The sequence below is a fragment of the Alteromonas sp. Mac1 genome, from assembly GCF_001562125.1.
GTDB classification, from domain to species: Bacteria; Pseudomonadota; Gammaproteobacteria; order Enterobacterales; family Alteromonadaceae; genus Alteromonas; species Alteromonas stellipolaris.
In genome coordinates this window covers 2,191,411-2,209,978 of the sequence record NZ_CP013932.1, presented here as the reverse complement: position 1 = coordinate 2,209,978, position 18,568 = coordinate 2,191,411, and the positions used below count along the sequence as shown (strand labels likewise).

The following is an 18,568-nucleotide window of genomic DNA, read 5'->3' as shown; positions in this document are numbered from 1 at the left end:
AGGCGTAAAGTGCAATTACTTACTGGTTCGGCACTCGGCCAGTAGAGTAGGAAGCCCCGCACTATTTTCTTGTTCAAGTCTTACATCAAACTTCCACAATCTATGAAGATGGCGCATAACCTCTCCTTTGGAGTTTCCTAATGGAATATTATGTTGAGGAACGTAGCGAAGGGTTAAAGATCTATCACCTCTTACATCAACGTTATATACCTGAATATTAGGTTCTAAATTACTCAAATTATATTGGGCAGAGAGTTTTTCTCTAATAGTCCGATAGCCGTTCTCATCATGAATAGCGCTCACACTCACATAGGAATTGCTCGCGTCGTCCTCCAAAGCAAATAATTTAAAATCTCGCATTAACTTGGGTGATAAAAACTGACTGATGAAGCTTTCATCTTTAAAGTTGTGCATGGCGAAATGCACAGTTTCAAGCCAATCTTTACCTGCGATAGTCGGTAAGTATTCATAGTCTTCTTTGGTGGGAGATTGGCACACCCGTTTGATATCCATAAACATCGAAAACCCTAGCGCATAAGGGTTAATACCAGAATAGTAGGGGCTGTTGTAATCGGGCTGCATCACCACACTGGAATGACTGTGCAAAAACTCCATCATAAAACGGTCGCTGACCAATCGCTCATCATACATTTTATTTAAGATATGGTAATGCCAAAAACAGGCCCAGCCTTCGTTCATCACTTGGGTTTGTTTTTGTGGGTAGAAGTACTGGGACACCTTGCGCACAATGCGTACAATTTCGCGCTGCCATGGTTCTAATAAAGGCGCATTTTTTTCAATGAAATACAGCAAGTTTTCTTGCGGCTCTGAAGGGAAACGTAGAATATCTGTGTCTTTGCTTTTAGGGTTGCTCGGTAAGGTTCGCCACAGTTCATTAACTTGTGATTGCAAGTAGCGGGCACGTTCTTTCTGGCGGCTTTTCTCCTCCTGAAGCGATATCTTTTGTGGCCTTTTGTACCTATCCACGCCGTAATTCATTAAAGCATGACAAGAATCAAGAATGTTCTCAACTTCCTCTACCCCGTGTTTTTGCTCACATTTTGCTATGTATTTCTTGGCAAACACTAAGTAGTCGATAATTGAACTGGCGTCTGTCCAGGTTTGAAAAAGGTAGTTACCTTTAAAAAATGAGTTGTGGCCATAGCATGCATGCGCCATCACTAACGCCTGCATAGTAATGGTATTTTCTTCCATCAAGTACGCTATGCAAGGATCGGAATTAATCACAATTTCATAGGCCAATCCCATTTGACCTCTGCGGTACTGTTGTTCAGTTTGAATAAACTTTTTACCAAACGACCAATGGGTATAGTTTAGTGGCATACCTATACTGGCATACGCGTCCATCATTTGTTCAGCAGTTATAACTTCAATTTGGTTAGGGTAAGTGTCTAGCTTAAAATCTTTAGCAATGCGGTCTATTTCTGTTTCATACTCGGTCAGTAACGAAAACGTCCAATCTGGACCATCATCTAATTTATGTTTTTGACGCGCTTCACTTAAAGACATGGGCTAACCTCCTTGCGTACTTAACTGCTCAGTACGCTTAAATATTTCTCTGAATACAGGGTAAATATCATCCGGTGTTTGAATGTGTTTACATACTAAGTTGTCATAAGACTGACTTACCTTTTCGTATTCTCGCCAAAGGGTTTGGTGTTGGCGTTCGGTTATTTCAATATAGGCAAAGTAACGGGTGGCGGGTAATAGGTTATTGACTAAAAGTGAACTACATAAAGGTGAATCATCAGCCCAGTTGTCTCCATCCGATGCTTGGGCCGCGTAGATATTCCAATTGCCGTCGCTGAACCGTTCTCGCACAATTTCATCCATTAGCTTCAGTGCGCTAGAAACTATGGTGCCGCCGGTTTCTTGTGAATAGAAAAACTCTTGCTCGTCGACTTCTTTCGCTTGAGTATGATGGCGAATATACACCACCTCTACATTTTCGTAGGTACGGGTTAAAAACAAATACAGCAAAATGTAAAAGCGCTTGGCCACATCTTTGGTCGCTTGATCCATAGAGCCTGAAACATCCATTAAACAAAACATTACCGCTTTGCTCGTCGGGATAGGGCGCTTGTCGTAATTTTTAAAACGTAAATCGAAGGTGTCGATAAAGGGGACTCTAGCGACTTTAGCTTTAAGTAGTGCGAGTTCTTTTTCAATTTCTTCAATTGCGAGCGCATTGTCAGAAGACGCAGCAATTAACAAGGCTAACTGTTCTTCTAACTCTCTAATACGCTTACGGGTTGAACCGGTTAACGCAATTCGTCTCGCCACCGAGCCTTTAAGAGAGCGAACAATGTCTAAGTTACTCGGCACACCGTCAGTTTGATAGCCAGCACGATAGGTTTCATGTTGAATCACTTTATCAAACTGATTTTTCTTTAAATTGGGCAGCGCTAAGTCGTCGAATAAAATATCTAAATATTCATCTTTTGAGATAGAAAATACGAATTCATCTTCTCCCTCACCGCTATTACCCGCTTCCCCTTCGCCAGAGCCTTGACCTGCGCCACCGGGGGGGCGGTCAATTTTATCACCTGCAATAAACTGGTCATTGCCTGGGTGGACGATGTCCCGCTTGCCCCCTTTTCCTGTGTGAAATACAGGTTCGGAAATATCGCGAGTAGGAATACTTACCTGCTCGCCCGAGTCTAGGTCGGTAACAGAACGTTTACCAACGGCATCAGTAACAGCACGCTTTATCTGCTGTTTGTAGCGTTTAATAAAGCGCTGTCTGTTTACCGTGCTTTTGCCTTTACTGTTAAGTCTTCGGTCGATGAAATGCGCCATAACCACCTGCTTGTCATAGGGTGAACCACGAGTAAATAGCCCATTATGAGGCTTTACGAACTCGTAAATACCACTCACACAATAGTCTGACTTGCTTTTGTGTATAGCCTTTTTCCGTCATTCGATTCACAAAGTCGTCATGCTTTTTCTGTTCGTCGGCCGACCCTTTGGTATTGAACGAAATAACTGGCAGCAAATCTTCCGTGTTGGAAAACATTTTCTTTTCAATCACAGTGCGTAGTTTTTCATAACTCGTCCACGATGGGTTTTTGCCACCATTGTTGGCCCGTGCGCGAAGTACGAAATTCACAATCTCGTTACGGAAGTCTTTAGGGTTGCTAATTCCCGCAGGCTTTTCAGTTTTCTCAAGTTCAGCATTTAGCGAAGCGCGGTCAAAAAGTTGACCGGTTTCAGGGTCACGATATTCCTGATCTTGGATCCAAAAATCTGCATAGGTCACATAGCGGTCAAAAAGATTCTGCCCGTATTCTGAGTAAGATTCCAAATACGCGGTTTGAATTTCTTTACCGATAAACTCAACATATTTTGGTATGAGGTAGCCTTTTAAAAATTCTAAATATTGCTCACTTAAATCAGGCGGAAATTGTTCACGCTCAATCTGTCTTTCAAGCACATAGAACAAATGGACAGGGTTGGCCGCAACTTCTTGATGATCGAAGTTAAATACACGGGATAGTATTTTAAACGCAAAGCGGGTAGATAACCCTTCCATGCCTTCATCTACGCCGGCATAGTCGCGGTATTCTTGGTACGACTTAGCTTTAGGATCGGTATCTTTTAAGCTTTCGCCGTCGTACACCCGCATTTTTGAGAACAAACTTGAGTTTTCTGGTTCTTTCAATCTTGAAAGCACAGTGAACTGCGCTAAGCATTCAAGGGTATCTGGCGCGCACGGTGCCCCTTTAAGTTCACTGCTATCTAGCAGTTTGCGGTAAATATGTATCTCTTCGCTTACTCGTAAGCAGTAAGGTACTTTTACAATATAAACTCGATCTAAGAAGGCTTCGTTATTCTTGTTGTTTCTAAAGGTTTGCCACTCTGATTCATTTGAGTGGGCTAAAATCAGGCCATCAAAAGGCAACGCTGAAAAACCTTCGGTAGGGTTATAATTGCCTTCTTGGGTGGCAGTAAGCAGCGGATGTAGCACTTTAATAGGTGCCTTAAACATTTCTACGAACTCCATTAAGCCCTGATTCGCTTTACACAGTGAACCTGAGTAGCTGTAGGCATCTGGGTCGTTTTGTGCGTATTGCTCTAACCGGCGAATATCTACCTTACCTACCAAGGCTGAAATATCTTGGTTATTCTCATCGCCAGGCTCAGTTTTCGCAATACCCACTTGATCGAGCACAGAAGGGTAAACACGCACTACTTTGAATTTTGTAATGTCACCATTGTATTCATGCAAACGCTTGCGCGCCCACGGGGACATAATGGTTTTTAGGTAGCGTTTTGGGATGCCATATTCTTGCTCAAGTAGATGGCCATCTTCTTTGGCGTCGAATAAGCAGAAAGGATGGTCATTTACCGGAGAGCCTTTAATGGTATAAATCGGCACATGTTGCATTAGTTCTTTTAAACGTTCAGCTAACGACGATTTACCGCCCCCTACTGGGCCCAATAAATAGAGAATTTGTTTCTTCTCTTCTAACCCCTGTGCGGCATGTTTTAGGTAAGAGACTATTTGCTCAATAGCTTCTTCCATACCATAAAATTCATCAAACGCGGGGTAGCGAGATATAACGCGGTTTGAAAATATGCGACTTAGTGCGGGGTCCGTCGCGGTGTCTATCATTTGAGGCTCGCCAATGGCACTTAGCAATCGTTCAGCCGCATTTGCGTAAGCTGCTGCATCGTCCTTGCAAATCTCAAGAAACTCCTCAATGGTAAACTCTTCCTGCTTTCGTTCTTCGTATCGGTTTTGGTAATGTTCGAAAATACCCATAAATACCTCTTAAAAAAACGGTTGCCCGTAATTTCAGCTTAGTCGGTATTTAGAAATAGGAAACAAAAATCATAGTAAACTTTTGTATAGACGTGAAATGTTTGGTCTAACGAAAAATGGAATTTTTTCGTTTAAATAGAGTCAAATACACCCATTAGTATTACTTAAAAGTCTGTATATTATTTAATGATAGGCATAAAAAAACCCGCATCAGCGGGTTTTTAAAATTTATCTGAAAATGATTACGCGAAGTTCGCGCTAGCAAATTCCCAGTTAGCAAGTGCCCAGAAGTTTTCTAGGTACTTAGGACGCACGTTACGGTAATCAATGTAGTAAGCGTGTTCCCAAAGGTCAACAGTCAATACAGGCGTAAGCTCGTCACCAGAAATTGGTGTTTCAGCGTTACTTGTATTTACGATGTCTAGAGAGCCGTCAGCAGCTTTAACTAACCACGTCCAGCTAGAGCCAAAGTTGTTCACTGCTTTGTCATTGAATGCAGCTTGGAAATCAGCGAATGAGCCCCATTTTGCATTAATTGCATCAGCAAGTGCACCAGTAGGTTCGCCGCCGCCATTTGGGCTTAAGCAGTTCCAGTAGAACGTGTGGTTCCAAACTTGTGCTGCATTGTTGAAAACACCGCCTTCAGAAGACTTGATGATCTCTTCTAGGCTTTTGCTTTCCAAATCAGTACCTTCAACTAAACCATTTAATTTAGTAACGTAAGTAGCGTGATGCTTGCCGTAGTGATAGTCCAGCGTTTCAGAAGAAATATGCGGTTCAAGTGCATTTTTTTCGTATGGTAATGCTGGTAATTCAAAAGCCATATCGGTCTCCGTGTTGGTTTAATGTTTTTAAACAACGTTAATTTTAGCTCGCAATGCCTGTTCAACGAGCCTGTATAAATACTTTATCTAAGATGCTTATTTTATAATAGCAAAAGCATGCTGTAGATGTAGGGGCAAATTTGTATAACTCAATGACAAATTTATGAAAATTCTAAATTCTTGTCTAGTTATAATAATTGCCTTTCAAATCCCCTTATCGTGAAAGCGAGATGATGATGCGTATAGCCACTTCGCAAACGATAGAAACTGGGGTACTGATAGTAAGTAATATCAGCGTAAGATATAAGATCACTTTCATCTTACCAATACGACTAGGCTATATGAGATTATTGTCATCCACAATTGGTGTGAGCATCACAGGTCATATAAATACCTTTTTCAGGTGCGGTGAGTATAAACCCCCGCAAGAAACTATGATAATATTACCCTTGAATTCTACACGCTCATTCCCACTTATAGGGAATAACTTTTCCGCTGAGAGGACCTGATGGATAACACTGAAACACAATCCACCGTAGACAGAATTAAGCAACAAATTGAAGAAAACCCTATTCTTTTATATATGAAGGGTTCTCCTAAACTGCCAAGTTGTGGTTTTTCTTCACAAGCATCACAAGCACTAATGGGCTGTGGTGAACCGTTCGCATATGTAGACATTTTGCAAAACCCAGATATTCGCGCTGAATTACCAAAGTATGCGAACTGGCCAACTTTCCCACAATTATGGGTAGACGGCGAGTTAGTAGGTGGTTGTGATATCATTATGGAAATGTTTCAGCAAAACGAATTGCAGCCGTTAATTAAAGAAACGGCAGAAAAACACAAGACTGAAGAATAAGATTAGAAAGCCGGCAATTAGCCGGCTTTTTTGATTAAAAACCCGCAAAATTACACCACTTTCAATTCCCGTAAATACTAATAGACAGACCAGAAAACAAAATCCTCTATGGTCTGAAAATAAATAATTATTTTGTGCAAAAACGTTTGTTTTATAGGAGTTTACATCTTATAAAAAACGGGTGCTGACAAGTATATGGTCAGTGTTAAAGGTACAAAATAACTATCACTCGCTGCACTTATTACGTTCATTAAAGCGTAGAGGTGACAGGGGGAAAATCCCGGGAAACCACTATGAATACATCTTTGTCTTTATTGACCAAACACGTTCGAGGCGTACTTGCTGCGTCAGCGGCATTTTCTGTTATGGCCATCGCGCCAGTACATGCCCAAGAAGCGGCCGATGCTGCAGAAGCGAGCGCAGAAGATTATGAACAAATCGCTATTGTAGGTTCACGCGCAGCACCACGTTCTGTCGCTGAGTCTGCAGTACCTATCGATATCATCTCTGATGAAGAATTTAAAAATCAGGGTGCCACCGATGTTGTCTCTATGATGCAAACGGTAGTTCCGTCGTTTAACGTTAACGACCAGCCTATTAATGATGCATCTACCCTAGTTCGCCCTGCTAATCTTCGTGGTATGGCATCAGATCACACCCTAGTGCTAGTAAACGGTAAGCGACGTCACCGTTCTGCTGTAATCACATTCCTAGGTGGTGGCTTGTCTGATGGTGCACAAGGCCCTGATATCTCGGTTATTCCAGCAGCGGCTTTGAAACAAATTGAAGTATTACGTGACGGTGCTGCGGCGCAGTATGGTTCAGATGCTATTGCCGGTGTTATTAACTTCGTATTAAACGATGCGTCGGAAGGCGGTTCATTTGAAGCACGCTACGGCTCGTATTACGAAGGTGACGGCGACATGATTCAGTTGTCTGGTAATATTGGTATGCCTTTATCTGACAAAGGTTTCATTAACCTTTCTGCAGAATACCGAACTGCCGATGATACTTCTCGCAGTGTTCAGCGCGATGATGCGGCAGGCCTAGTGGCTGGTGGTAATACCTTTGTTGCCGACCCTGCGCAAATCTGGGGTTCTCCTGAAATTAAGCACGACTACAAACTATTCGCTAACTTAGGATTAGAGCTAAGCGATACCGCAGAAGCCTATATGTTCGGTAACTTCGCTGAGCGTGAAGTAGAAGGTGGTTTCTACTACCGTAACCCGCACACTCGTGGCGGTGTTTACGCGGCTGATGATGGCTCTTTGTTGGTAGGTGATTTAACTGATGATTTGTCAGGCAACTGTCCTACCGACATTATGCCTGGTGACAACGTGTTAACTAATGAACGTTACATCAATGAAGTGGCTAATAACCCTGATTGCTTCGCGTTCAACGAAATTTTACCAGGTGGTTTCACACCGCGTTTCGGTGGAACGGTCACCGATATGTCATTGGTATTTGGAACCCGTGGCGAGTTAGCGAACGACATCACTTACGATGTAAGCTTGAACTTGGGTGAAAACGAAGTTGATTTTGTTATCAGCAACACTATTAACCCTTCATTGGGTCCCGATACACCCTTCGAGTTTAGCCCTGGTCGTTACACGCAGTCAGAGCAAACCCTTGACGTAGATTTCACTAAACCTTTCGAAATTGGCTTATATGAGCCGTTATTTGTAGCAAGTGGTTTCCAATACCGTCATGAAAGCTACGAGAGTTTTGCAGGTGATACCGCATCTTACGAGATTGGTCCACTAGCCTCACAAGGCTTTGGCATTGGTTCAAATGGTTTCCCTGGTTTAGCGGCAAACAGCCAAGGTCTAGTGTCGCGTCATAACATCGCGTTCTACGTAGATGCAGAAGCGTACATCACTGAAACCTTCATGTTAGCCGGTGCTATTCGTTACGAAGATTACTCAGACTTTGGTGATACTACTAAAGGTAAAGTAGCATTCCGCTGGCAAGCACTTGAAAACATCGCATTCCGTGGTGCTTTCTCAACAGGCTTCAAAGCACCTACGCTGGGTCAAAGTAACGTTCGTAACGTAACAACTGCGTTTGGTACTGATGGCAAGCTTATTGACCGTGCTACGCTTCCTCCTACCGATCCTGTATCACAACTTAAAGGTGGTGAGCAGCTTACTCCGGAAGAATCTGAAAGTATCACGTTTGGTGTGGTAGCAGACTTTGATAACGGTTTGTTCATTACAGCTGATTACTACAACATCGAATTGACTGACCGAATCAGTACTGCTTCTGGTATTGCGCTTACTGATGAAGATATTGCGATTTTGCTCGATCAAGGTATTAGCGATGCATCTAGCTTCAGCGAAATTAGCTTCTTCACTAATGACTTCGATACGACTACTGAAGGTCTGGATGTTGTAGCAAACTACAGTATGGACATGTTTGAAGGCGAAACTAAGTTCTCGCTCGCGTACAACTGGACGTCCACCGAAGTAGATAGAGCATCTGATAATATTTCAGCTGAACGCATCCGCATGTTGGAAGATAACCTTCCGGCAGTACGCTACAGTGCAACAGCTAACCATACGAATGGTGACTGGCGCTTCCTAGCTCGCCTAAACTATTTCGGTAGCATCTATGAAGATCATCTAGATTCAGCACTACCTATCGATAAAGTAGGGTCTGAAATCACGATTGATTTGGAAATGGCTTATAACTTCACAGAAGAGCTGACCGTAACAGTGGGTGCGAAAAACGCGTTTGATGAGTACCCAGATGAAAACACACAATATGCAGGTATTGCAGGTTCATTGTATCCGACTACGTCTCCCATCGGTATCAATGGCGGTTTCTATTACCTGAGAGGTGTATACACTTTCTAAAAACGGAAACCAGGTAAAAGGAGGCGTTCGCCTCCTTTTATTTCTCTAAATGCTAAAAATATAAGATTTCATCGTGCAAGAAGACCAATTAATTGGCATGATGGTTCAATAACTGTAAGCAATTTGAAACACCTGCAAAATTTTAATATGACCAGAAAGTCGACAGTCACCGAATCCTTCTTAAAATATCGCGCAAAGCTAATGCGTGCGGTGAGTACTATTGTGGGTGCCGACGATATAGAAGACATCGTTCAAGAAGCATTCATAAAAAGTTATGAAGCTGAGATGAATCAAGAGATTCGCTTTGAACGCACATACATGCTGAAAACAGCACGTAACTTAGCATTAAACCATGTTGCCAGAGCCGAAAATAAAAATAATCAGCCTATTGATGACATGGACATTTTACCCCACGAACTGGTGGGTTATAGCCTAGAAAAAAATGTAGAAAGTAAGGAACGCTTCATCCACTTTTGCCGAGCGACAGATACGTTGTCTGCGGATGTTAAGCGGGTATTTTTACTTAAAAAAGTATATGGCATGCGCCAAAAAGACATCGCAGAACTCGTTGGTTTAAGCGAGAGTACGGTAGAAAAGCATGTCGCTAAAGGATTAATGTTGTGCTCGAAATATTTAGCCGAGCTATCTAAAGATGACGCCCCCGTGCGCACATCTCGTAATGCGACTCAGGACATAAGCCGTAGTTAACATGAACAATATTCGTCAGTTTTCCAGCAAAGAAGATATCCAAGAGCAAGCCTGCTTATGGATAAGCCGTCTCGATCGTGAACTTAGCGAAGACGAAAAAACACAGCTAGATGCGTGGCTTGCCGAAAGCCCAAATCATCGCAAGGCGCTTATGGAGGCCGCAAGCTTGTGGGATGACATGTCAGTACTTAACGAGTTAAGTGGCTTGTTTCCTCGTCATCAGAACAAAACCGAAACCAGAGCCCACAATCGCAATAACCGCCGTGAGGGCATAGTCACTCAAGCTCGCATGAGCGTAGCCGCCGCGTTTTTAGTGATGGCTATTGCGGTAGGTGTTGTGGTTGACCGTGTTTGGCTTGAAGAGCCAAATGTAGTGGCTCACATGTCTGAAAAAATTGAAACGGGTATTGGTGAGCAAAGAAACCTCGTGCTTTCTGATGGTTCCACATTACTATTAAACACAAATTCACGGGTAACCGTCGATTTTTCTAACGATGTGCGAAACATTGTCTTGCTAAAAGGCGAGGCGCATTTTGAAGTCGCGCACGATACCACCCGACCTTTCACCGTAACCGCGGGAAATAATACGGTTACAGCGGTGGGTACTGCGTTTAACATGCAATATGTTGACGATAATGCCTTTGAGTTAGTGGTAACCGACGGAAAGGTATTAGTTAAAGACAGATTCAGTGCATTCAGTAGTAACCAATCATTGTTTTCCAAAGCACCCGTTGAAGGTGAAGGCCTGCTTATGTTTGCGGGTGAAAAAGCCACAGTTAAAGGCGATGTTGATGCCCGTGAAAGTTTATCGCAAAATGATATCGATGATGACTTAGCATGGCAGCAAGGCATGATTGTGTTTAAAGGTGAGCGCTTAGAAGCCGTGCTTGCTGAAATTGGCAGATATACGCAAGTACATTTCCAGATTTCTGACGAGTCACTTAAAAGCCGCCGTGTTGCTGGCTACTTTAAGGTGGGTGATATCGATGGCTTGCTAGCGGCCCTTAAAAACAGTTTTAATATTGAATACGAGAAAGTATCTGATACCAGTATTCAGTTATCGGTTTCCCGAGGCTAGTTTAAGCCTAGAGTAGGACCACTATAGAGCCATCAAAGTGCTAACTCGTAGATAACTCACGATTGATGGTCAAAAGCAATGCTTTAAGGTTAATGCTTGTCTTATAAAAGCAATGCACTTGCATTTCTTGGCATAAGCTTAACTATTGTGACAATATAATAAAACAGATAATAAGTACGATTTCTCATCTTGCATCATTTGCGTTCGGCCAATTTTTATCGTGCAGTAGTGCGCAGCTATAACAGTGTGCGCAAGGCAAGTATTTGCTTTGTGTTAGCCGTTTGTGCTGGTCCCATTCAGGGCGCATACGCGCAAGAGCCCGAGTCTCAAGCTGGTCAACGTAGCAAACAAGAAAATGCGCCAAGCCCAATAAAGCAGTCTAATCAAACGGCCTTTCAGTTTTCAATTCCAGCCCAAGATGCCGACGACGCGCTAACAGAACTAGCAAAGCAAGCTAATACCACACTCTTATTTCCTTTCGACTTAGCGCAAACGGTTAAAACCAATTCTTTAGAGGGTAACTTCACCCTTAACGAAGCCTTATCAAAATTGCTTGATGGCACCGAGCTTGCCGTGGTGACCGACAGTGCTGGGCAAGTCAGTATTCGTTCTCGCAGTGATGTAGTTGCTCAAAATAGAAAAGACGAGGGTGAAGAGAAGGTTCAAGAAGAAGACACGAGTAATGCACTTGAGCGTATTGCTGTAGTGGGTACCAGAAGTTCTCCTCGTAGTGTGGTCGAATCGCCCGTGCCACTCGATATTATTGGCTCAGAATCGTTACGTTCACAAGGCAACAGCGATGCCTTGTCGATGCTAAGCACCATGGTGCCTTCTTTAAACGTAAACGACCAGCCAATTAATGATGCTACCAGTTTAGTGCGACCTGCTAATTTACGAGGTATGGCGTCAGATCACACATTACTGCTCGTCAACGGTAAACGCAGACATCGCTCGGCAGTCATTACTTTTCTTGGCGGTGGCTTATCTGATGGCGCACAGGGGCCGGATATTTCGGTTATCCCTGCTTATGCATTAAAACAAATTGAAGTTTTACGAGATGGTGCTGCGGCACAATACGGTTCAGATGCAATTGCTGGCGTGATTAACTTCGTACTTGATGATAGTGATTCAGGGGGCAGCGTCGCACTTAAAACGGGTACCTATTCTGAAGGTGATGGTGAGTTATTTCAGATACAGGCTAATAAAGGCTTTCGTTTAGGTGAAAACGGCTTCTTGAACGCCACGGTAGAATATCGACAGCAACAAGGCACATCACGCTCTGTTCAGCGTGATGATGCACAAGGCCTCATTGATGCGGGTAATACGTTTATAAGCAGCCCTGCGCAAATATGGGGCGCGTTAGACGTTAATGAAGACATGAAAATGTCGGTAAATGCTGGGTGGGATATTTCGCCTAACTACGAAGGTTACGCGTTAGCAACTTATGCCCATCGTGAAATAAGTGGCGGTTTTTACTTTCGTAACCCACAAACCCGAGAAGGTGTTTTTTCTGAAACAAACGAAGAAACGAGCGAAAGTCGCTTATTGGTTGGGGATTTAGACGGTATAGGGCAGGGGATTAGCTGCCCCACCATTTTCCTTGATGATACTAATGTATTGGATAACCCCGATTATTTGCGTATTGCCGATAACACCACGGCACTTGGTGCGAACTGCTTTGCCTTTAACGAGTGGTTTCCTGGTGGGTTTACCCCACAATTTGGTGGCACAATTACTGATGCCTCTGTATTTGCTGGCGTCAAAACGGAATTAGACAATGGCTGGGCGATGGATTTAAGCGCCAGTGTTGGCTACTCAGATATCGCTTACCGTTTGTCTGGCACCGTTAATCCTTCCCTCGGGCCAGACTCGCCACTTTCTTTTTCTCCAGGCTCAGTTAGCCAAGTAGAGCGTACGTTTAATCTTGATTTCGCAAAGCTAATTCAATCCGTATTTGAAGAGCCAATTAGTATTGCTATGGGCGCAGAATGGCGCAGAGAAACTTACTTTCAAAAAGCCGGTGATGATGCCTCTTATGCCGCAGGCTCGCTTGCTTTCGACTCCACAACGGGGGCATCGCAAGGGTTCAGCATTGGCTCGAACGGATTTCCTGGTTACCAGCCTCAATCTGCAGGGCACTGGAGCAGAAGTAATTGGGCGGTGTACATAGATTTGGAGTTTTTTTTAAGTGAAGCATGGCAGTTTGGTGTAGCCACCCGCGTTGAACACTTTACTGATTTTGGCTCTACCTTTGATGGTAAGCTAAGTACGCGATATAAGGTTAATGACTTATTTGCCCTTCGAGGCTCTATCAATACTGGCTTTAAAGCGCCGACGGTTGGTCAAAGTAATGTGATTAATGTCACCACGGCTTATAGCGCGAATGGACTAGAAGACCAAGCCACACTGCCGCCCACTGATTTGATATCACAACAGCTAGGTGCAACACCGCTCACTCCAGAAGAGTCGGTTAACTTTAGTTTAGGTGCGGTGATGCACGTAAGTGATACCTTTTTCGCAACCCTCGACTATTTTAATATCCGTTTAATGGACAGGATCAGTACCACGTCAGCAATACCGCTTAGTGAGGCAGACATCCAAGTGCTTAGTGCGAACGGCCGCGACGATGCGGCGAACTACAATGCCGCAAAATTTTTCACCAATGACTTTGATACCCAAACCCAAGGGGTCGATTTAGTGGTTCACTACGACTTCATGGTACAAGATTGGAAGCAGACATTGTTGTTAGCTTACAATTGGACAGACACACAAGTAGAGCGGGTGACCTTGTATCCCACCATGGTTGATGGTGAGATAACCTTAATGCCAAACCTGACAACACAGCGTATTAGAATGCTAGAAGATAACTTGCCAGCACACAGAGGCAGTTTGACGCTTGAACAGTACATTGGTGACTTTAATTTTACGTGGCGGGCAAACTACTACGGCAAATACTACGAAGACCATTTAGATGCTTCAGCGGGAATGGATATTTTTGGAAGCGACACGCTAACGGCAGATGCGCAAGTAGCATGGTTTTTTTCACCAGCGTGGCGAGTTACGCTAGGTGTGCAAAACTTATTTGATACAAAACCTGATAGCAATCCATTTAGTGGGGAAGTGGGGGCTTTATATCCGCCAACATCGCCTGGGGGAATTAATGGCGCATTCTATTATTTAGGATTGGAATACAGTGTTGATTAACGACACAAAAGTTGATTGAAATAGAAGGTCAGATAAATTTTGGATAGAATCTAAAAAATAAGACCTAAAAAATAGAAACTAGGAAAATACCTAGGAAAAAAGAAAGGGCTAGCCTACGTTTTTAAACATAGAATCATCGATGATGGTTTGATCGATAATCTGTTGTGCCATTTGGATGCACTTGCCACACTGGGAACCAAGTTCCATATGTTCACGCAATTCACGCATGTTACCTACGCCATTACCTTGTACTGCGGCGCGTATGCTTTTATCGGTAACGCCGTAACACATACATACAAACATAAAACACTCCAAATAAGTCTGTAAATGATAATAATTGCTATTTCATTCTAATGCAAGTGAGATTTAGTCGTATTCACACTCAAGAAATCATCAAAAAGGGTGGCCGTTGGTACGATGAGTGAATAAATCTTGAAAAATTAGCAGAAGTAGAGTGCGTTACCGCTTGTTATCTAAGATAAAGTACCAATAAAGAGAGTTAGAAAACGCCCAGTGAAAAGACGTTTTACTTATTATTTAGTTTTTATATAAATTGGAGATATTCATGAGTGTATTAGTTGGCCGTCCAGCGCCGGATTTTACCGCTGCTGCAGTATTAGGTTCAGGTGAAATAGTTGATTCATTTTCACTATCTGAAACCATCAAAGGCAAAAAAGCGGTACTTTTTTTCTACCCGCTAGATTTTACCTTTGTTTGCCCATCTGAACTTATTGCTTTTGATAAGCGTTTTGAAGAATTTAAAAAACGCGGCGTAGAAGTGATTGGGGTTTCTATCGATTCACAGTTTTCTCATAACGCATGGCGAAATACGCCTGTAAACGAAGGTGGCATTGGTCCAGTTCAATATACGTTAGTGGCCGACGTGAAACATGAAATTTGTCAGGCGTATGATGTAGAGCATCCAGAAGATGGCGTGGCATTTAGAGGTTCTTTCCTGATTGATGAAGAAGGCCTAGTACGTCATCAAGTAATTAACGACCTTCCGCTAGGCCGTAATGTAGACGAAATGCTTCGTATGGTCGATGCACTTGCATTCCATCAGGATCATGGCGAAGTTTGCCCAGCGGGTTGGACACAAGGTAAAGCGGGTATGGACGCTTCACCAGAGGGCGTAGCTAAGTACCTTGCAGCAGAGGCTGAAAAGTTATAATAGGCCGAAAGTATCTACAAAAGCCTTAAAAGTAAGCACTCAGGCTTGTTAAACAGGCTTTATGCAAATACGTCTACCTAATACTAAAACAGCGCCATTCGGCGCTGTTTTTTATTTCTACTGAATAAATTTTAATTTGAAGCGATTGCAGCCAAGGCAGTATTTCAGACGTTGCTTATCAGCAAGGCTCATCAGGGCTGATAGGTTCACCAGCTAAGGGCCAGCCGCCCAATGTTTTGTAACGATTTACCATAAAGCAAAACAGTTCCGTGGTTTTTTGCGCATCATATAATGCGCTGTGGGCTTCTTTTTGATCAAACTCAATACCTGCCGCACGGCAGGCTTTAACCAAAACAGTTTGGCCTAACGTTAAACCAGCAAGGCTGGTGGTATCAAAAGACACAAAGGGGTGAAAAGGCGTGCGTTTGATATTACAACGAGCGATAGCCGCGTTGACGAAACTTTGGTCGAAGGTGGCGTTATGCGCCACAATCACCGAGCGCTGGCAATCCGCATCTTTTTGCGCTTTACGAATACCTTTGCACAACGACTTCATTGCTTCACTTTCTTCTATGGCACCGCGCAGGGCACAGTGAGGGTCAATGCCGTTAAACTCTAGCGCTGCAGGCTCTAAGTTCGCGCCTTCAAAAGGATCGACATGGTAATGAAAAGTTTGGTCGGGATAAATCAGACCATCTTCTTCCATTTTTACCGTTACGGCAGCAATTTCAAGTAAGGCATCGGTCCCAGCATTAAAACCGGCGGTTTCAACGTCGATAACAACAGGGAAGTAGCCCCTAAAACGATGAGGAAGGGAGTGGTGCAACTCAGACATAGTTTCTCTTAGCAGGTTCTTTGGTTACGTAACAAAGCTGTATCAACATAGAAATGCTACAAAAAGTGCTGGGATTATGGCAAGGATAACCCACGGTATCCAGCCTGAATTTCAATGTGGGGCGTTAGAAACCTGAAATGAGGGCATAATTGATGGTATTAATGGTATAGAAGGCTAAACTTTTCTACACTAAGGACGATATATTCTGTAAGCGCCTTTTCGTTAGGTATGGTTTATCAGTTGAGTGGGTATAGTTGTGAAGCGTAAATTCGGTTTACTTATTCCGTTGTTTTTTACTACGGTCGCAAGCGGTGCTATGCGTCAGTATTCTGCTACGGTAGAAACGTCTAACTGGGAAGTGGTTGATGCATCGCGTTTGCAATGTACATTGAACCATCCTTTACCCGGTTACGGCGATGCCATGTTTACAAGCGTGGCTTCTAAACGGCTTAATATGGAATTTGAGCTAGACATGCATTTATTGCCTAACCGCTTCGATGTAGCTGCTGTTTATTCTGTACCGCCAAAGTGGATGCCGGGTGTAGCGCCTAAAACCATCGCCGATATGACATTGCGCACGCAATATAACGGTGACCTTCCGCAAGACGCTGCATGGACTATGCTAAGTGAACTCGAAAAAGGCTTCTGGCCTACCATTTATTATCAAGACTGGTATAACGAATACGATAAAGTGAGTGTTGCATTAAACGCCAGTAATTTCTCGAAGGTGTATCGAGACTTCGTTAAGTGTGTGTCTAACTTATTGCCTTACAACTTCGACGATATTGCCTATACGGTGTTGTCGTATCAGAAAAACAGTACCGAACTGACTAAGTATTCTCAAAAGCGCCTAACAATGATTGGGGAATACCTAAAAGAAGATAGCGACTTAGAGTTAGTATTGCTTGATGGCTATACCGATAGCTATGGCGGGCGATGGAACAACGAACAATTATCTATACGCCGAGCCAATGAAGTAAAAAGCTACTTAACTACCATAGGCGTGCCCGATGACAGAATTCAACTGACGGGGCACGGTGAGAAGCGCCATATAGCAAATAACGATACCCGAGAGTCGCGAGCGCAAAATAGAAGGGTAGTAGTGCGGTTATCTAAATCTTAGGGTTATCTAAAATCTAAGTAAAAAATATAAACAAATTTGAAAAAGCGGCTTAATGGCCGCTTTTTCGTGAAGTGAATAATATATTTGTTGTTGCTATTCGCCTTGTGCTTCAAGCCAGGCTTTTACCGGCGGCACATGGTCGGTAAATACGCCGTCTACGTTCACCACGTGTTTAAGGGTAGAAAGAAGCTGTTCTGCTGTCATGCCTGGCGGAAGGGCATCTTGACGGAACGTGTAGGGATGAATAATGAAACCTTCTGAATGGGCATACTCAACCCAGGATGCGGGTACTAATTTACCTGCTTCCATCGCTTGTGGGTCTAGTAGTTGACCTAACCAGGGGCCTAAACCGTCGGCATAGTTTGCCACTTCTTTCATGCCTGCTTCACTTTTGATCCAATCGTAGTCTGTGGTTGATTCTCCCCAACTGTTTTCACCTATTAGCATGACCACTTTTCCCGCATAGTTTAGGTCTTTTCTAATGCGCTTTATTTCATCGAAGTCGAAACACTGCAAGTAACTGTTGGCGTCTTTATTGGCAAGATTAAATCGTGTTAGTGATGCAATCACAATCTGGCTAGCGTCTACTCCTTGTTCGTTATGCCACGCTGGTGATTTTACTTCCGTATAAACCCCTACATTGGTATTGAACTCTCGATTAAGCTGAGTAATAAGCTCGTAGTGTTCTTCTAAGGTTGCCACGGTAAAATTTGCCGTATTCCCTGTATAGCGTTTTGTAAAAACTTGTTCACCCTTGCTGTTCGCTCGTTCGTGTACTTGCAGAGTGCGAAGCTCAGCTAACGTGAAGTCTAAGGCGTAAAAGCGACCATCTTTACGTGCACGCTCTGGAAATACTTGCTCTACATTGGTTACTGTTTCTAAGTGTATGTCGTGCAAGACCACAGCAATCCCATCTTTAGTAATAACCGCATCTTGCTCAATAAAGTCAGGGTTCATGGCAAAAGCAAGCGTGGCGGCTTCTAATGTGTGCTCAGGCAGATAACCTGACGCGCCCCTATGAGCAATAACATCGAAGTCTTTCGCCAATAGTACTGGGCTTGCAAAAATCGAGATAGAAAGCGAGAAAGTAAGTAGAGCGTGACGAATTTTTAGCATGATAGGGCA

Annotated in this window: 14 protein-coding genes; 7 read left to right on the top strand and 7 right to left on the bottom strand. The window is 43.4% G+C overall.

Translation table 11 applies throughout. The features are described 5' to 3' along the window. Window positions 1-15 precede the first annotated feature (15 nt). The 4 genes from AV939_RS09390 to sodB form a co-directional block, all read right to left on the bottom strand. Window positions 16-1,530 carry a SpoVR family protein gene (locus AV939_RS09390; protein ID WP_057793124.1) on the bottom strand — a complete coding sequence of 505 codons (1,515 nt, stop codon included), beginning with the start codon at window positions 1,528-1,530 and terminating at the stop codon, window positions 16-18. A gap of 3 nt (window positions 1,531-1,533) precedes the next feature. Further along, window positions 1,534-2,820: a YeaH/YhbH family protein gene (locus tag AV939_RS09385; RefSeq protein ID WP_061998188.1), complete on the bottom strand. Its 1,287-nt coding sequence runs from the start codon at window positions 2,818-2,820 to the stop codon at window positions 1,534-1,536. Between the two features lie 43 nt (window positions 2,821-2,863). Next, complete coding sequence (locus AV939_RS09380; protein WP_057793122.1) at window positions 2,864-4,786, bottom strand: PrkA family serine protein kinase; 1,923 nt, start codon at window positions 4,784-4,786, stop codon at window positions 2,864-2,866. Window positions 4,787-5,028: 242 nt separating this feature from the next. Next, the gene (gene sodB / locus AV939_RS09375; protein WP_013784978.1) at window positions 5,029-5,610 is read right to left on the bottom strand and encodes a superoxide dismutase [Fe]; all 582 of its coding nucleotides are present in this window, start codon (window positions 5,608-5,610) and stop codon (window positions 5,029-5,031) included. Window positions 5,611-6,118: 508 nt separating this feature from the next. Between sodB and AV939_RS09370 the strand changes: the two genes are divergently transcribed. The 5 genes from AV939_RS09370 (at window position 6,119) to AV939_RS09350 (ending at window position 14,314) form a co-directional block, all read left to right on the top strand. Further along, on the top strand, window positions 6,119-6,469 hold the full coding sequence (locus AV939_RS09370) for a Grx4 family monothiol glutaredoxin (RefSeq protein ID WP_013784977.1): 351 nt from the start codon (window positions 6,119-6,121) through the stop codon (window positions 6,467-6,469). Window positions 6,470-6,762: 293 nt separating this feature from the next. After that, window positions 6,763-9,324, top strand: a complete 2,562-nt coding sequence (locus tag AV939_RS09365) for a TonB-dependent receptor plug domain-containing protein (RefSeq protein ID WP_057793120.1) — start codon at window positions 6,763-6,765, stop codon at window positions 9,322-9,324. 147 nt (window positions 9,325-9,471) lie between these two features. After that, on the top strand, window positions 9,472-10,032 hold the full coding sequence (locus tag AV939_RS09360) for an RNA polymerase sigma factor (protein ID WP_013784975.1): 561 nt from the start codon (window positions 9,472-9,474) through the stop codon (window positions 10,030-10,032). Window position 10,033: 1 nt separating this feature from the next. Beyond that, window positions 10,034-11,110: a FecR family protein gene (locus AV939_RS09355; protein ID WP_061997591.1), complete on the top strand. Its 1,077-nt coding sequence runs from the start codon at window positions 10,034-10,036 to the stop codon at window positions 11,108-11,110. A gap of 369 nt (window positions 11,111-11,479) precedes the next feature. Beyond that, window positions 11,480-14,314: a TonB-dependent receptor gene (locus AV939_RS09350; RefSeq protein WP_057796282.1), complete on the top strand. Its 2,835-nt coding sequence runs from the start codon at window positions 11,480-11,482 to the stop codon at window positions 14,312-14,314. A gap of 108 nt (window positions 14,315-14,422) precedes the next feature. On the opposite strand, the gene AV939_RS09345 is transcribed toward AV939_RS09350, so the two are convergent. Then, window positions 14,423-14,617, bottom strand: coding sequence for a bacterioferritin-associated ferredoxin (locus AV939_RS09345; protein WP_013784972.1), 195 nt, complete (start codon window positions 14,615-14,617; stop codon window positions 14,423-14,425). Between the two features lie 262 nt (window positions 14,618-14,879). On the opposite strand from AV939_RS09345, the gene AV939_RS09340 reads away from it, so the two are divergent. Beyond that, window positions 14,880-15,485 (top strand): peroxiredoxin, encoded by a 606-nt coding sequence (locus tag AV939_RS09340; protein ID WP_057793114.1) that lies wholly within the window; start codon window positions 14,880-14,882, stop codon window positions 15,483-15,485. A 178-nt stretch (window positions 15,486-15,663) separates the two neighbouring features. Here AV939_RS09340 and rnt read toward each other — a convergent pair whose 3' ends face one another. Then, entirely contained in the window at window positions 15,664-16,320 is a 657-nt protein-coding gene (gene rnt / locus AV939_RS09335; protein ID WP_057793112.1) for a ribonuclease T, read from the bottom strand. A gap of 316 nt (window positions 16,321-16,636) precedes the next feature. Between rnt and AV939_RS09330 the strand changes: the two genes are divergently transcribed. Further along, window positions 16,637-17,443 (top strand): flagellar protein MotY, encoded by an 807-nt coding sequence (locus AV939_RS09330; protein WP_057796280.1) that lies wholly within the window; start codon window positions 16,637-16,639, stop codon window positions 17,441-17,443. Between the two features lie 93 nt (window positions 17,444-17,536). On the opposite strand, the gene glpQ is transcribed toward AV939_RS09330, so the two are convergent. Continuing rightward, window positions 17,537-18,559, bottom strand: coding sequence for a glycerophosphodiester phosphodiesterase (glpQ, locus tag AV939_RS09325; RefSeq protein WP_082604949.1), 1,023 nt, complete (start codon window positions 18,557-18,559; stop codon window positions 17,537-17,539). Between the last annotated feature and the right edge of the window lie 9 nt (window positions 18,560-18,568).

Coding starts and splice junctions, on each gene's coding strand:
- AV939_RS09390 (WP_057793124.1), bottom strand. CDS start 1,530: ATGTCTTTAAGTGAAGCGCGTCAAAAACATAAATTAGATGATGGTCCA.
- AV939_RS09385 (WP_061998188.1), bottom strand. CDS start 2,820: ATGGCGCATTTCATCGACCGAAGACTTAACAGTAAAGGCAAAAGCACG.
- AV939_RS09380 (WP_057793122.1), bottom strand. CDS start 4,786: ATGGGTATTTTCGAACATTACCAAAACCGATACGAAGAACGAAAGCAG.
- sodB (WP_013784978.1), bottom strand. CDS start 5,610: ATGGCTTTTGAATTACCAGCATTACCATACGAAAAAAATGCACTTGAA.
- AV939_RS09370 (WP_013784977.1), top strand. CDS start 6,119: ATGGATAACACTGAAACACAATCCACCGTAGACAGAATTAAGCAACAA.
- AV939_RS09365 (WP_057793120.1), top strand. CDS start 6,763: ATGAATACATCTTTGTCTTTATTGACCAAACACGTTCGAGGCGTACTT.
- AV939_RS09360 (WP_013784975.1), top strand. CDS start 9,472: ATGACCAGAAAGTCGACAGTCACCGAATCCTTCTTAAAATATCGCGCA.
- AV939_RS09355 (WP_061997591.1), top strand. CDS start 10,034: ATGAACAATATTCGTCAGTTTTCCAGCAAAGAAGATATCCAAGAGCAA.
- AV939_RS09345 (WP_013784972.1), bottom strand. CDS start 14,617: ATGTTTGTATGTATGTGTTACGGCGTTACCGATAAAAGCATACGCGCC.
- AV939_RS09340 (WP_057793114.1), top strand. CDS start 14,880: ATGAGTGTATTAGTTGGCCGTCCAGCGCCGGATTTTACCGCTGCTGCA.
- rnt (WP_057793112.1), bottom strand. CDS start 16,320: ATGTCTGAGTTGCACCACTCCCTTCCTCATCGTTTTAGGGGCTACTTC.
- AV939_RS09330 (WP_057796280.1), top strand. CDS start 16,637: ATGCGTCAGTATTCTGCTACGGTAGAAACGTCTAACTGGGAAGTGGTT.
- glpQ (WP_082604949.1), bottom strand. CDS start 18,559: ATGCTAAAAATTCGTCACGCTCTACTTACTTTCTCGCTTTCTATCTCG.